At 48.4% G+C, this 14,995-nt stretch carries 10 protein-coding genes; 8 read left to right on the top strand and 2 right to left on the bottom strand.

Going from position 1 to position 14,995, the window contains the following annotated elements; translation table 11 throughout:
* Positions 1-9: 9 nt before the first annotated feature.
* Both GJR95_RS00340 and cobA read right to left on the bottom strand, forming a co-directional pair.
* Complete coding sequence (locus tag GJR95_RS00340) at positions 10-1,554, bottom strand: alginate export family protein (RefSeq protein WP_162391504.1); 1,545 nt, start codon at positions 1,552-1,554, stop codon at positions 10-12.
* Positions 1,555-1,824: 270 nt separating this feature from the next.
* Positions 1,825-2,583, bottom strand: a complete 759-nt coding sequence (cobA, locus tag GJR95_RS00335; RefSeq protein ID WP_162383993.1) for a uroporphyrinogen-III C-methyltransferase — start codon at positions 2,581-2,583, stop codon at positions 1,825-1,827.
* A gap of 280 nt (positions 2,584-2,863) precedes the next feature.
* Between cobA and nirB the strand changes: the two genes are divergently transcribed.
* The 8 genes from nirB (at position 2,864) to GJR95_RS00295 (ending at position 14,896) form a co-directional block, all read left to right on the top strand.
* Positions 2,864-5,398, top strand: coding sequence for a nitrite reductase large subunit NirB (nirB, locus tag GJR95_RS00330; RefSeq protein ID WP_162383992.1), 2,535 nt, complete (start codon positions 2,864-2,866; stop codon positions 5,396-5,398).
* Positions 5,399-5,522: 124 nt separating this feature from the next.
* The gene (gene nirD, locus GJR95_RS00325; RefSeq protein WP_162383991.1) at positions 5,523-5,876 is read left to right on the top strand and encodes a nitrite reductase small subunit NirD; all 354 of its coding nucleotides are present in this window, start codon (positions 5,523-5,525) and stop codon (positions 5,874-5,876) included.
* A gap of 86 nt (positions 5,877-5,962) precedes the next feature.
* The gene (locus GJR95_RS00320) at positions 5,963-7,444 is read left to right on the top strand and encodes an ATP-binding protein (RefSeq protein ID WP_162383990.1); all 1,482 of its coding nucleotides are present in this window, start codon (positions 5,963-5,965) and stop codon (positions 7,442-7,444) included.
* A 76-nt stretch (positions 7,445-7,520) separates the two neighbouring features.
* Positions 7,521-8,201, top strand: coding sequence for a response regulator transcription factor (locus GJR95_RS00315; protein ID WP_162383989.1), 681 nt, complete (start codon positions 7,521-7,523; stop codon positions 8,199-8,201).
* A 259-nt stretch (positions 8,202-8,460) separates the two neighbouring features.
* On the top strand, positions 8,461-9,084 hold the full coding sequence (locus GJR95_RS00310) for a TetR/AcrR family transcriptional regulator (protein ID WP_232074290.1): 624 nt from the start codon (positions 8,461-8,463) through the stop codon (positions 9,082-9,084).
* An 82-nt stretch (positions 9,085-9,166) separates the two neighbouring features.
* On the top strand, positions 9,167-10,483 hold the full coding sequence (locus GJR95_RS00305; RefSeq protein ID WP_162383987.1) for a TolC family protein: 1,317 nt from the start codon (positions 9,167-9,169) through the stop codon (positions 10,481-10,483).
* A 47-nt stretch (positions 10,484-10,530) separates the two neighbouring features.
* Positions 10,531-11,580, top strand: coding sequence for an efflux RND transporter periplasmic adaptor subunit (locus GJR95_RS00300; RefSeq protein WP_162383986.1), 1,050 nt, complete (start codon positions 10,531-10,533; stop codon positions 11,578-11,580).
* A gap of 163 nt (positions 11,581-11,743) precedes the next feature.
* Positions 11,744-14,896: an efflux RND transporter permease subunit gene (locus GJR95_RS00295; RefSeq protein ID WP_162383985.1), complete on the top strand. Its 3,153-nt coding sequence runs from the start codon at positions 11,744-11,746 to the stop codon at positions 14,894-14,896.
* The last annotated feature ends 99 nt before the right edge of the window (positions 14,897-14,995 follow it).

The following is a 14,995-nucleotide window of genomic DNA, read 5'->3' as shown; positions in this document are numbered from 1 at the left end:
TAGCACTGATTACTTTTTGGATGCTAAAAAATCCGGTCGAATGTTGATCATCAGATAAGCCCAGGTGCCGACTTTATCTTTCTGATTCATAGTTCCCTGTTTCGTGTACTCCAGGGTGTTGGTGCCGTTCATGATGGCGTAACCAGCCTCTACGGTAGTGACTTTGTTCAGGGCATACGTGGCAATCAGATCATATTCCATACCCAGTTTTGATGCCAGTGGGGTAGCTGGCAGCGCATCAGGCATTTTGTTGAACGTCGTGTTGGCCAGTGCGAAATAATGCACATCAAACGTAGTGGTCAGGCGTTTTCCCGTGTATTTGAACTTCAGAAAAGCATCCTGCAAACCGCCAGACGGCGAGCCGGTTCCGACATAGAAATAGTCCATATAGCCCCAGTGTCGATGTGGAGTACCATAAAGTGGATCGAATCGACTGGTTTCGCCCGCTTTAATCGTCGCGTCATTATTACCAGACAGCACCTCATAACCGGGTCCAATGCTCAGAACCCCTTTCTGGATCATCAGGTTGGCTCCGTAGTGGTAGGCATTTTTGAGCTGTAGTCCATCCCGATCTTTCCCCTGCTGAGCATACCCAAAAACCTGCCACAAAGCCTGGTTTGCTTTGGCAAATTGAAATTGCCCCGTGAGCATAGCGCCGTATGTTATCCGCGAATTGGTACCGGTTACGTCATAACGTCTCCCATATACGTAACCCGTACTGACAGCACCAATAGAGTCAATCCGGTACTTCTGAAAATCATCTTTAAAGAACAAAGCCGAAAACTTTGTTTGCCGGGCCGCCGAACTGCCAAACTTCCGGGTCAGATAAACCATCTGAAACGACTTGAACTGCTGATTTTGCCCGTTAGTACTTACGGCATTCGTCACCACGGGCGCTCCACCTTTTCCAGTGGTAGGCAGAAAACCGGCCGGAATGGCCAAGGTTATATTTTGGGTCGATAGTGCCGATGTAGGCACATTGGCGGGTGTATAATACGTACCGGCAACGCCAAACGCATCGGTGTTCTGATTAAATCCAACCCCTAAATCCAGTGCCCAGCCGTGGTGTTGAGCCTTGAGCAATGCCGCATCGAACCGACGTCCCTGTTGCAGCCAGTCCAGATTGCCAAGAAGGCGCACATCGTCATAGACAAGTTCCTGACGGCCAATCTTTAAGGACAGATAATCGATCGGCCTGAATTTCATGGTCGTATCGGCTCTATTGATCAGGGCCACATCAGCCCATGCCTCGTGAACCATCAGTCGGTTTCCATCGGCATTGGAAATCGTCGAGGCATCCTGGCCCCAGACCCGCACATCCTGAATGGCCAGGCCAAACGTAATGCGGTCCCATTTATAGCCAAATGTCAGGCGAGCCCGCTGCGAAGTGAAAGCAGCCATCGGGCTATCTTTAACGGGCAGATTACCGAAGCCGTGACGCAGTTCGGTGCGTGTACGCAGCTGGCCAATCAAGGAGAACTGTGCGTTCAGCTGCGACCGAAAACCCAATAGCAATGCACCCAAAAGCGATAATCGCGTTAGGAAAGATTTCATCATGATAGGGATTAATTCAAGAAAATGAATGGTGTCGGCAAACAGTCGTTCTGACTACACAGGCGTAGTAGCTCTCAGACGGTTAGCAAAGTTAGAAGCGAATGTTGGGTTCCGGATCGATGGTGTGCGTGACTGACACCCTGCCCAACGCGAAAGAAGCCGGTTTGCTTTACGTGTTTTTTTTCATTTTCTTTGAAGCGTTTGTGTTATACATAGACAAACCCTGTTTGGCCGATCCAACGGTGCCCCCACACCGGATCGGCCTTTTTGCTAGATGGCCACGCCAGCGTTACGCAAACATTCCGCCACATAGGATGGATGAAGCGAAACGACCTCCCCGATAATCAGCACAGCGGGCGCCCCCACGCCCTGCTCTGCCACCAGCTGAGGTATATTCCAGACCTGACCAACCACGCACTGTTCATCAGCGCGCGTACCGTTCTGTATGACCGCCATGGGCATATAACCACGCCCGGCCTGACAATACATGGCACATATTTCACTTAATTTACTCATTCCCATCAGCACAACTACAGTTGCTTTGGACTGAACGGCCAGCCGCATATCGTCGGCCAGTTCGCCATGGCGGGTTGTGCCCGTAATTACCCAGAAGCTTTCGCTCACTCCCCGGCTGGTTACCGGAATACCCTGCGAAGCCGCTACGGCAATACTGCTCGATACACCCGGCACTACTTCACAACAGATTCCATACTGACGGGCGTAGTCATACTCTTCAAATCCACGCCCAAATACATAGGGATCTCCTCCTTTGAGCCGGACAACATGCCCATGCTCCTGCGCCAGGCGAATGATCAGTTCGTTGATTTCGTCCTGCGTAAACGAAGCTTTACCAGCCCGCTTCCCTACATATAATTTAAGGGATTGTTCCGGTGCAAACTCCAGTAAAGTAGCATTGGCAAGGTCGTCGTATAAAACGACATCGGCTTGCCGTAGCGTCCTGATCCCTTTCAAGGTGATCAATTCGCCGTCGCCGGGACCCGCCCCCACGAGTGTAAGCTTTGGCTGCATATCGATACTATGTCAAATGGTTAAATAGCAACAATGTACTATTTATAGTTAAATACAACTATGTGCTATTTCTGCTTCAAAATTAGAGCATGAATTCTTAAAAACAAGTCTTTTCTGAAAAAATATGTTTCAAAATTGACTTTAAGACAAATATAATGTTAGGTTTTACCAAAATGACCTTTTATTTTTGAGCTGTCTTTTTGTGGGGGCAAAAAGCAATTTTCTAAAAATAATACAATACCATAACAGGGTTTTCATAATGAAATAGTTAGTTATAACTATGAACACAAACAAAAACAATCGAATCGTTGTCATTGGTAATGGCATGGTAGGCTATAAGTTCTGCGAGAAATTAATAGCCAAACAAAAAAATGGGCAACAGTTTACACTAACTGTTTTTGGGGAAGAACCACGTGTCGCCTACGATCGGGTTCACCTGAGTGCCTACTTTGCAGGTAAAACAGCCGAAGATCTGACGCTGGCACCCGAAAATTGGTACGCCGAGAATGGCATACAGCTTTATCTGAGCGATCCGGCAGTTGATATTGATCGGGAGCGTAAAGAAGTTCGTTCCCATCATGGCCTGGTAGTACCTTACGACTATCTGATACTGGCCACTGGCTCCGGCGCGTTTGTTCCACCCGTAGCCGGTGTCGAAAAAGATGGCGTTTTTGTTTATCGCACGATTGAAGATCTTGACCTCATTCAATCGTATGCGCGTAAAGCCAGGAAAGGGGCCGTTCTGGGCGGTGGCCTACTGGGTCTGGAAGCGGCCAAAGCTCTACTTGATTTAGGCATAGAAGAGACGCATGTCGTCGAGTTTGCCACTCGCCTGATGCCCCGCCAGATCGATGATGCCGGTTCGGGTATTTTGCAACGCCAGCTCGAATCACTTGGCCTGACGATTCACCTCTCAAAAAGTACACAGGAAATAACGGGCGAAGATACCATAACAGGTATGCAATTTGCCGACGGCTCCAAACTGGATGTTGATATGCTGGTCATTTCGGCCGGTATTCGCCCACGCGACGAGTTAGCGAAATCGGCGGGAATCGATACACACCCACGCGGAGGAATTATTGTCGATAATTTCCTGCAAACGTCCGATCCGTCCATTTTTGCCATTGGTGAATGTGCCGTTGCTCACCACATGATTTATGGGCTGGTAGCACCCGGTTATGAAATGGCTGAAGTGGTCGCGCTGCAACTCATGGGTGAATCCAAAGAGTTTAAGCCCTTTGATATGTCGACCAAACTGAAGTTGATCGGCACCGACGTTGCTTCTTTTGGCAATCCGTTTGCCGAAGGAGCAGACTGTCGGACAATCGTTTACGAAAACAAAGCCAAGGGTGTTTACAAACGCGTTAATATATCAGCCGATGGCAGAGAGCTTTTAGGTGGAATTCTGGTGGGTGACGCCGAGCAGTATAACATGCTGTTGCAGACCTGTAAGAATAAAACCATTTTGCCACCCAATCCCGAAGATCTGATTCTGGGTTCCCGCGGTGGTGATGATACGGGAGCCGCAACATCCGTTGGGGGGATCATGAGCCTCCCCGATGATGCGCTGATCTGCTCCTGCGAAGCAATAACGAAAGCCACACTTTGCCATGAAATTAGCCAGAATGGTCATACCACCATCGACGCGCTGAAAAAAGCCACCAAAGCCTGCACAGGTTGCGGAGGATGTACGCCAATGGTTAAAGACATCATTCAGGGCGTTATGAAGCAGCAGGGAATTTACGTACGAAATATCCTCTGCGAACACTTTGACTACACCCGTCAGGAATTGCTGGATCTGGTGAAAATCAACGGTCTGAAAACATACGGCACCGTTCTGGATCAGTTCGGGCATGGCGATGGATGTGAAGTTTGTAAACCCGCCGTTGCATCAATTCTGGCCAGCCTCTGGAATGAAAACATTCTGGAAAAAGGCCGGGCAACGATTCAGGACTCCAATGATCGCTTTCTGGCCAATATTCAGAAAGGCGGAACCTACTCCGTAGTGCCACGCATTCCAGGTGGCGAAATCACACCCGATAAGCTGATCGTCATTGGTCAGGTCGCCAAGAAGTATGGTCTTTATACGAAAATTACGGGCGGGCAGCGGATCGACCTGTTCGGTGCGCACGTCAGCGATTTGCCTAACATCTGGGAAGAGTTAATTGCCGCCGGTTTTGAAAGTGGCCACGCATACGGCAAATCCCTGCGCACCGTAAAAAGCTGTGTTGGCAGCACCTGGTGCCGTTATGGCGTTCAGGATTCGGTTTCGTTCGCAATTGAAGTCGAAGATCGGTATAAAGGTGTTCGGTCTCCGCATAAAATCAAGTCGGGTGTATCGGGCTGTATCCGCGAATGCGCCGAAGCCCAAAGTAAAGATTTTGGCATCATAGCTACCGAGAAAGGCTGGAACCTGTATGTAGGTGGCAACGGCGGCTCCAAACCCCAGCACGCCCAGTTACTGGCTTCCGATGTCGATAAGGAAACCTGCATTCGCTACATCGACCGGTTCCTGATGTTCTACATCAAAACAGCCGACCCACTCACCCGCACGGCAACCTGGCTCAACAAACTGGAGGGTGGAATGACCTACCTCAAAGCCGTTGTTCTGGACGATGTTTTGGGCATAGCCGATGATCTGGAAAAAGAGATGCAGCTACTCGTCGATACATTCAAATGTGAATGGACGGAAGTGGTTGAAAATCCAGAGCTCCGCAAGCGATTTACTCACTTTGTGAATGTTCCTGAGAAGAAAGACCCCACTGTTCAATTCGATGCCCTGCGCGATCAGAAACGCGCTAAAGAATGGGCATAGCGGCATTTGGTTTATGGTATTGATCTATGAGCCAGCTCAAACACTAGCTCCAGTAAATCGGCCCCTGAAAATCTGCCAATAGAGTCAAAAACAAATTTCTTCACTCCTTACACTAATACAACCCATGGAAGTTCTTGTTGCACCCAAACACGAAATAACCTGGCATCTGGCTTGTCGGGTAGACGATATTCCCGAAGACGGTGGCGCCTGCGCACTGATCGAAGGAAAGCAAATTGCCATCTATAATTTCACCCGGCGGGGCAAGTGGTATGCCACAGACAACGAATGTCCGCATCGTCAGCAAATGGCCTTGTCACGGGGTATGATTGGTAGCCAGTCCGACGAGCCGAAAGTTGCCTGTCCGTTTCATAAGAAGACATTTTCGCTTCAGACCGGCCAATGCCTGAACGACGATTCTTACCAGATTAACACCTATTCCGTAAAAATTAAGGACGGAAAGGTGTATATTGGGATTTAGATGGTATTCCGTTTACGGCATACAGTGTCCTGTATTCGGTTTACGGATGGCTGACGCAAGAGGTCGTAAACCGAATACTCTAGCCTATGAAGCAACTCGACCAACAGGTAGCCCGTCGGTTAACGCGGTTCTATGTGATGGCCCTTACCGCCATTGCTGTACTGTCAATCAGCGGATTAGTATTCATTCGAAGTACGCTCAGCAATCACTACGACGATAGCCGGGTTGTCAACGTAACCGGTCGCCAACGAATGCTAAGTCAGCGGTTGACAAAGCTTGCTCTGTTGCGAACCACAGGACTGTCGGCTGCCGATACCGTTTCGTTTGATTCCCTGCTGCATACATGGTATCAAACCCACGTTCAGCTTCGGAATGGGCTCCTGAAAATGGAAAAGGACTATTCCGTTCGGAAAAGCACTCTGCTAACCAGCATGTTTGCCCGGATTGAACCGGTTTTTCAGTCCATTTACCAGAACTTTAGTCAAATCAATAGCCCAGAAACGACGCTTGCCGAAAAAAAAGAGGCTCTTCAGATCATTCTGAGGGATGAACTTTCTTTCGTGCAACAGATGAACGACATCGTTTTTCAGTTCGACACGGAAAGCTTCGAGCGGGTTCAATCGCTTGAACGAATCGAATGGCTATTAACGATTGCAACCCTGCTGACGATTCTGGCCGAGGCTTTGTTTATTTTTCGTCCGGTAGTCAGTTACACGAAGAATATTGTTCGGCGACTGGCCCGCTCAGAGAATGCGCTACAACTGGTGAACAGGCAGATGGAAATTACCAACCATGAGCTGGAAGCCACCAATCAGAACCTGGCGGCCTCTAATCGGAAGCTGGTAGCCACTCAACAGGAGCTTATTCGTACTACTGAAGAGAAGTATCAGTTGCAGATCGCCGAAGAGAACATTCGTTCGGCGGCCCTGCTCGAAGGCCAGGAAGAAGAACGACGTCGGTTTGCCCGTGAACTTCACGACGGTATCGGTCAGATGCTAACCGGCCTGAAGCTGCACGCAGAAAAAATGAAGACGATTACGTTTCCGGACGAGAAGCAACGGCTCCGGTTTGACGAACTGTGTAATTTGATTTACGAGATTATTCAGACAACCCGACAAATATCCCATAATCTGATGCCATCCGTACTGGGCGACTTCGGATTGGGCGCTACGTTGCAGTATCTAGCTGAACAAACAGCGCGGTCATCGGGAATCGATGTGCTTTTTGACGGGGATCGCGACGCCAATCGATTGGCCCCAGCCATGGAAATCGGATTATATCGCATTGCGCAGGAAGCCCTGAACAATGCCATAAAATATGCAGGAGCACAGACCATACGCATTCATTTACAACAAAATTCGCGTAAACTTGAACTGGCCGTTATTGATGACGGTAAAGGTTTTCAGGTCAAATCCGTTCAAAAAGAACAAGTGGTGCCTACAATAAACGGCATCGAAAACATGCGGACCCGAACCCGCCTGTTAAACGGCACGCTGACAATTACCTCAAAACCCAGAAAGGGTACTAAAGTGTTGGTCAGCATTAATGTAGCGGGTAACCTTCATTAACTATTCGAGATTTGTTGTTTACAGCTGCTTATAGCTGAGATAGAGCAGGCAAACTTTACCATTAATTTACCTTACTATGGCTATTCGAATTCTTCTTGCCGACGATCATTCTGTAGTCCGAAAAGGAATTCGGATGCTGCTGGAAGATGAAGCAGATATTCAGATTGTCGGCGAGGTTGCCGATGGCGACGAAGCGATCGATCAGGTTGCCGCTATCAAACCCGATGTGCTGCTACTGGATATAACCATGCCCCGAATGTCGGGCATCGATGCCTTAAAGGTTATTTCTCAACAATACCCGAAAGTGAAAACGGTGATGTTCAGTATGCATAACAACCCGGACTACATTCTGAAAGCTGTTCAGAATGGTGCGGCTGGCTATCTGCTCAAGGATACGACCCCGGAAGAAATTCTGAGGGCGGTGCGGACCGTAATCAGTGGTGAGTTGTACTACCCACCCAATGCATCGTCAATAATTATCCGCCAGTTGGTCTTACCAAATGTTAGTCAGCAAAAGAAAGAAGAACTAACGTACAGCCCCCGAGCGTCATCGTCAGTCTGGAATAAAATTACATCGCGGGAAGCCCAAATACTGACATGTTTAATTGAGGGCCTGAGTAGCCCCGAGATAGCCGAACGATTCGGTATCAGTGCCAATACCGTGGCCAATCAGCGGGCAAGTATCATCCGTAAAGCAGGGGTAAAAAATACGATTGACCTGATCCGGATTGCGCTGGAAGAAAAAAGTCGGCTTTAAGTAGGCTCCCCCCATCGATCAGACTATGGAACTCAGTTGGCAGTGCAGTTGCCAGCCTACAGGTAGTCATGGTTCCAGCTGTTCCTGATTATGACCCGCTTAGGCAAAATTCAGATATGTATAAACCCACTGCAAAAGAAGCATTTCTACTTATAATATAACTTTTTATAGATTTTAAATATTTGTTTAAAAAAACTATTCAATAAAGTTGCGTGTTAGAAAAGCAACAAATACTTTTGATCGTCAAATGAAACAGAACATGAATTGTTCCCCTTTTAAATCTACTGAAGAGAAAATCCGGGCGGCTGCCAAGCAGGTCTTCCTGGAGAAGGGGTTTGATGGTGCTACGTCCCGGGATATTGCCGATACCGCCGGTATCAATATAGCCTTAACCAATTACTATTTCCGCAGCAAAGAAAAGCTATTCATGAGCATATTCGAAGAAATGATCCAATTGTTCTTTAATGGAATGGTTGAGATTATGAATAAGCCAACCGGTCTGCGCGAAAAAATTGCCGAGTTGATCGAGCATGATTTTGAGTTGCTTAAAAACAACCCCAGCCTGTCGATCTTCGTCATGAACGAAATCCACCGCAATCCGGAACGAATGGCAACAAGCATTGGCGTCATGAAACAAATTCATCACTCCATGTTTGAGGAACAGCTTCAACAGGAAATTGCTCTTGGCACAATCCGGCCGATCAAGGCGATGCATTTAATGCCAATGATCTTTTGTAACGTGCAGTTCTTATTTATTGGCAAGGCCATGCACATGAAAATGTGGCAAATGACCGATGCCGAGTTTGACGAGTTTGCCAATCAGCATAAGAGCCTGGTCATTGACATGATTACCACTTATTTGTTTGAATTCGAGAAGGTGTAATATTTTTTTATCCGCGATTTAAACAAATATTTAAAATTCATGATTAATTACAATGTTTAAAACAAATCATTCAACACATGTCATGAGAACCATTCGATGGTACCTTTCCACGTTCTTCGCACTGGGATTTACGCTAGCCAGAGCCCAGGACTTTACGCTTGATCAGCTGATTAACAAGGCATTGACCAATAACTACAGTGTTCAGTCGGCCCGACTTGATGAGATCAAAACGGAAGCCCAGATTGCAGAAGTTAAAGCCAGTGCCCGCCCACAGGTGAACCTAACGGGTGATTACAAACGCTACCTCAAAATTCCCGGACAGGTAATTCCCGCATCGGTCTTTGGCGGACCCGAAGGAACCTATTCGGCCGTAGCATTCGGGTTGCCATATAACCTGTCAACGAGCCTTCAGGCCACTCAGGCTCTGTATAACCAGTCGTTGCTGATTGCCACTAAAGCGGCCAAAGCCAGCCGTGATTTGTCGGCGCTGCAAACGCAGAAGACAAAAGAAGACGTTGCTTACAATGTATCAGCGACTTATTACAATCTGCAAACGACTGCTCAGCAAATTGCCTTTCTACGCAACAATTTAGTTTCGACCGAACGGCTGATCCGCATTACAGACCTACGGCGGCAGAACCAGCTGGCACAGGGTATTGACGTTGACCGGCTTCAGCTCAGTAAAACCTCATCGCAAACCCAGATCGAATCGCTCCAGGCGACTTACAACCAGCTCCTGAATACACTGAAATACCTGACGGGAACACCACAAACGGATTCGCTCCAGGTTCGGACGTCCATCGAGGAAACGATACCGGTAGCACCTGGCAATGAATACACCATTAACCGAACCGATTTACAGTTGATCGATCAGCAAAAAATAATCAACGGCCTCGAACAACGAAACGTCAAAACGGGCTTTGTGCCGACGGTGTCGGCCTACGGTGTTGCCAACAGTTCAGTGTATGCGATTGGCGGAGATAACTCCTATGTTAAAAATTTACCGGGCTATTGGGTTGGGCTGCAACTAAACTGGAATGTGTTCGACGGCCTGGCCCGCAAAGCGAAACTTAGCCAGAAACGCATCGATGATCAGAAATTAGACGTACAGCTTCGTCAGGTTCGTGAGTCCATTTCCATGGATATCACCAATGCCCGTAACAAGTTTCTGATCGAGCAGCAGAATCTGTCAACCAACAGCGGTCAGGTGAAACTGGCCGAAAAAGTATACACCCAGACTCAGCTTCAATTTAAAGAAGGCACCGTCGACATTACCGATGTCGTCCAGGCCGAAAACTCGCTTCGGGATGCCCAAAACAACTATCTGACCACACTGGTCAATCTGCGTACCGCCGAACTTGACTGGAAAAAAGCAACCGGCAGTTTAATCAATCGATAAATCACCCCCATTTACACTACCTGTAATCTCAAATCTCAGCAAAAGCTATGAAACGTATCTGGTTATTACTCGCCCTTGTTGGCACGTTAGGCATGACTGCCTGGACGTTGTTGAACAACAAAAAAGAAGTCGAAGCAAAAATTTACAAACCCAACCCCGACCAGAAGGTAGGTGTCCGTACGGCCGTTGCCGAACTGCGTAACTTATCGCAGAATAGTGAATTTCTGGGCTCATTTGCTGCCAATCGTCAGGTCGAAATCCGGCCACAGGCGGGCGGTCAGATTATCCAGCTTCCCATTGAGGAAGGTCAATCAGTAGGTGCTGGCCGATTAATCGCCAAGCTGGACGACGAACAACTGCGCTATCAGATCGAAGCCTTACAGGTAACACTGGAAGGGTATCAGAATGATCTGAAGCGCTACGAAAATCTGGTAAAAGGAGATGCTACGCCCGCCGTTAATCTGGAACGGACGCAATTGAGCATTCGCTCAACGCAGGCGCAGATCAAACAGCTTCAGAAGCAGATAGCCAATACCACGATTACGGCACCTTTTGCCGGAATCGTTACCGAGAAGATGGTTGAAAAGGGTTCGGTTGTATCGCTTGGATCGCCGATTGCCACAGTAACGGATATTTCATCGCTGAAACTGGTTGTTGATGTGCCCGAAAAAGCCATTAATCAGTTCCGCGTTGGCCAGTCACTATCGGTATCGACCGAGATTTATCCGGGCGCTCACTTTGCTGGCCGGGTTACTCTGATCGGGGCTGAGGGCGATGCCGCACACAATTATCCGGTTGAGATTACAGTCAATAATTCGGGTAAAAATTTATTGCGGGCGGGCATGTACGGCTCCATTGCCAACACCAGCCAACTGAAAGGTCAGACTCTGTCGGTACCTCGCCAGGCCATTATCGGTTCGGAAAAGCAACCACAGGTTTATGTGGTTGAGGGTGGCAAAGCGGTGCTGAAGTCAGTCGAAATTGGCGCTACAACCAACGATTATTACGAAATACGTACCGGCTTGAAAGCGGGTGATCAGGTCGTTACCAGCGGTCAGATCAATTTACAGAACGGAACAGCGGTTAGTGCGCAATAGAGTAGAGACGCAACCTTGCGTCTCCTCAGGCGTCAGCGACTGTGGCGTCGCTTGGGGTCTCCTCTCCGGAAAGGTATTCTATCGGATAATTTGGCTAACGCAATGATTGCTGACGCCTGAGGAGACGCAAGGATGCGTCTCTACTTAATAAAAATCTACGAATATGAAATTTGTTGAAACAATCATCAAGCGCCCATCGCTCATCATCGTTCTGTTTGCGATTTTGACAATTGGAGGTCTGTTTTCGTATCGAATGCTGAGTTATGAGTTGCTGCCCGAGTTTTCTACGCCGGTCATCACCATCACGACGGTTTATCCGGGTGCGGCTCCTTCGGAAGTTGAAACGGAGGTTAGTAAAAAACTCGAAGACGCCGTATCGGGCTTAGATAACCTCGACGACGTAAAAGCCAATTCATTTGAAAACGCGTCGGTCATTGTCGTGCAGTTTAAACCAGGGACCGATATCGATATGGCCCTGCAGGATGCTCAGCGGGAAATTGATAAAATGGTCAGCGATTTGCCCGATGATGCCGAGCAACCATCTCTGTCCAAAATATCGCCCAGCGACCAGCCAATTATGCAGTTGCTGGCCACTTCGACCCTACCCAATGAAGTATTTTATCAACAGGTAGAAGACAAATACCTGCCGGTTCTCCAGCAAATTAAAGGGGTGGCCGACATCACAATGGTTGGGGGCGACAAACGCGAAATTCGTATCAACGTCAACGACGATAAACTCAATTATTACGGTTTATCACTGCTTCAGGTAACCCAGGCCATCAATCAGGCAAACCTGGATTTTCCAACCGGGAAGGTAAAAAGTATAAAAGAGAACATGACGCTGCGCCTGGCGGGTAAGTTCTCATCACTAGACGATATTCGGAAGTTAGTCGTAGCAACTCCACCAAACGGTAGCCCTATACGCGTTGGTGATGTGGCCACCGTAACCGATGGTTTGACAGAAGCAACCAGCATCAGCCGTTACAATGGACAGAACGGTATTGGTCTGTTCATCAAAAAGCAATCCGACGCCAACGCTGTTGAAATCAGTAAGTTAGTTGAGGAAAAACTGAAGACGATTGAGAAAGAAAACGTTAAGGACAAAGTTACGTTTGCGATTGCCTACGATAGCAGTGTCTTTACGCTGGCATCCGTAGAAGCTGTAACGCACGACCTGATTCTGGCCGTTGGGCTGGTAGCTATTGTGATGCTGCTTTTCCTACATAGTTTCCGGAATGCCTTCATCGTCATGATTTCCGTACCGGCCTCACTGATCTCGGCATTCCTGTTCATGTTCGTTATGGGCTATTCGCTCAACCTGATGACCCTGCTTGCCTTGTCGCTTGTGATTGGTATTCTGGTCGATGACTCGATTGTGGTACTCGAAAACATCCAGCGACACCTCGAAATGGGTAAAGATCGCTGGCGGGCTACGCTCGATGGTGTGAGCGAAATTGGTTTCGCAGCGGTAGCCATCACGTTGGTTATTGTGGTCGTGTTTGTTCCAATTACGTTTGTGAGTTCAGTCATTGCCGATCTGTTGCGGCAATTTTCGCTGACGGTTGCTTTTGCTACGATGGTCAGTTTGCTGGTCAGTTTTACACTAACCCCCTGGCTCACATCGATGCTGGCGAAATTGGAGCATCTGAATCCAAAGAATCCGTTCCAGGCTTTCCTGCTCTGGTTTGAAAAAGGGCTGACTGCGTTAACCAATGGCTATCATCAAAGTCTGGGCTGGGTTCTGAAACACAAGCTAGCCTTTACCGGAATTTTGATTGCTATTTTTGTCTTCACGGGTTGGGTCATGAGTCTGGGCATTATTGGTTCAGAATTCGTAGCGCAGGGCGATCAGGGTAAATTTCTGCTGACGATGAAGCTCGACAAGAGTGCTTCTCTGCAGGAAAACAATCTCACATCCAGACGTATCGAAAATTACCTGCAAAAGAAACCTGAAGTTCAAACCATCTTTGCCAACGTGGGCGGAGCCAGTACGGGTATCAATAGTACGGGTCAGGGTGCAACGAACCGAACGGAATTGACGGTACAACTTGCCGATGCGGCCGAACGGCCGGGTCATAAGCTAACCGAGCAATACATGATCGATCTCCGCAAAGAACTGGAAGAAGGCTTTCCGGCCATCGAATTCAGTTCCTCCGTGGTAGGTATCGTGAACTCGGGTACATCGCCTATCGAGATATTCCTGAGTGGCGACGATGCCAGCCAGAATCTAGCAGCCGCCGAAGAACTGGCAAATCGTATTCGGAAAACACCCGGCGCAAACGACGTTAACGTATCGGTAGAATCAGGAAATCCGGAAGTTCGTGTCGAAATCGACCGCGAAAAAATGGCCAAACTGGGCCTGAATATTCAGACGGTGGGTGGTACGCTCCAGAATGCATTTGCCGGTAACGATGATTCCAAATTCCGCGATGGTGGTGAGGATTATGACATTCGCGTGATGCTTGATGCTTTCGACCGGAAAAACCCGGATGATGTAAAAAATATCAACTTCTTCAGCCCATCGGCCAATCGATCGGTACGGTTAGCGGAGTTCGCCAACGTAACGCTCAGCAATGGACCGTCGCTGCTCGAACGAAAAAACCGTCGCTCATCGGTAACGGTTACGGCCAATACGCTCGGTACGGGTTCGGGTACGCTAACCGGCGTCATTCAGGCCGATCTGGCAAAAAATCCACTGCCTGCTGCGGTTACCGTTAGCTGGGGTGGTGATGCCAAGAACCAGAGTGAAGGATTCGGTTCGCTGGGTATTGCCATGCTGGCGGGTCTGATGCTGGTGTATTTCATCATGGTGCTCCTCTACGACAGTTTCGTTTATCCGTTTGTCGTATTGTTCTCCGTTCCGGTTGCGGTAATTGGTGCGTTGCTGGCTTTGGCCCTCAGCTCATCGAACATTGGTATTTTCGCCATGCTGGGGATGCTGATGTTGATTGGTCTGGTTGTTAAAAACGCCATTCTGATCGTTGACTTTGCCAACCAGCAGAAAGCCAATGGAACGTATTATAAAGACGCCATTCTACACGCTGGCGAAGAACGTTTGCGCCCCATTCTGATGACGACGATTGCCATGGTCATCGGGATGATTCCAATTGCAACGGCAAGTGGTGCGGGTGCCGAATGGAAAAACTCGCTGGCCTGGGTACTTATTGGTGGTCTGAGTAGCTCGATGGTCCTGACGATCTATCTGGTGCCCATGATGTATTACCTCGTTGACAGGCTCCAGGAATGGTTCAAAAACCGCTTCCGGAAATCGAACCCATCAGAAGCATTGACTGAAGCTGAAGCGGCTGTTTCCTAACTTCGTTTTCGGGAGCCCTGAGGTACTACTAACACCGCTTCAGGGCTGCCGGAATAGGTTATGTTTAATTCTTTTCATTAACTAACTCAACCAATTCAA

Source organism: Spirosoma endbachense, from assembly GCF_010233585.1.
In the GTDB taxonomy this organism is placed as follows: domain Bacteria; phylum Bacteroidota; class Bacteroidia; order Cytophagales; family Spirosomataceae; genus Spirosoma; species Spirosoma endbachense.
The sequence above is the reverse complement of the archived record's forward strand: the minus strand, read 5'-3'. Positions and strand labels throughout refer to the sequence as shown.

What these genes read in the sequence shown, in the direction of transcription:
- GJR95_RS00340 (WP_162391504.1), bottom strand. Translation starts at nt 1,554, where the DNA reads ATGAAATCTTTCCTAACGCGATTATCGCTTTTGGGTGCATTGCTATTG.
- cobA (WP_162383993.1), bottom strand. Translation starts at nt 2,583, where the DNA reads ATGCAGCCAAAGCTTACACTCGTGGGGGCGGGTCCCGGCGACGGCGAA.
- nirB (WP_162383992.1), top strand. Translation starts at nt 2,864, where the DNA reads ATGAACACAAACAAAAACAATCGAATCGTTGTCATTGGTAATGGCATG.
- nirD (WP_162383991.1), top strand. Translation starts at nt 5,523, where the DNA reads ATGGAAGTTCTTGTTGCACCCAAACACGAAATAACCTGGCATCTGGCT.
- GJR95_RS00320 (WP_162383990.1), top strand. Translation starts at nt 5,963, where the DNA reads ATGAAGCAACTCGACCAACAGGTAGCCCGTCGGTTAACGCGGTTCTAT.
- GJR95_RS00315 (WP_162383989.1), top strand. Translation starts at nt 7,521, where the DNA reads ATGGCTATTCGAATTCTTCTTGCCGACGATCATTCTGTAGTCCGAAAA.
- GJR95_RS00310 (WP_232074290.1), top strand. Translation starts at nt 8,461, where the DNA reads ATGAATTGTTCCCCTTTTAAATCTACTGAAGAGAAAATCCGGGCGGCT.
- GJR95_RS00305 (WP_162383987.1), top strand. Translation starts at nt 9,167, where the DNA reads ATGAGAACCATTCGATGGTACCTTTCCACGTTCTTCGCACTGGGATTT.
- GJR95_RS00300 (WP_162383986.1), top strand. Translation starts at nt 10,531, where the DNA reads ATGAAACGTATCTGGTTATTACTCGCCCTTGTTGGCACGTTAGGCATG.
- GJR95_RS00295 (WP_162383985.1), top strand. Translation starts at nt 11,744, where the DNA reads ATGAAATTTGTTGAAACAATCATCAAGCGCCCATCGCTCATCATCGTT.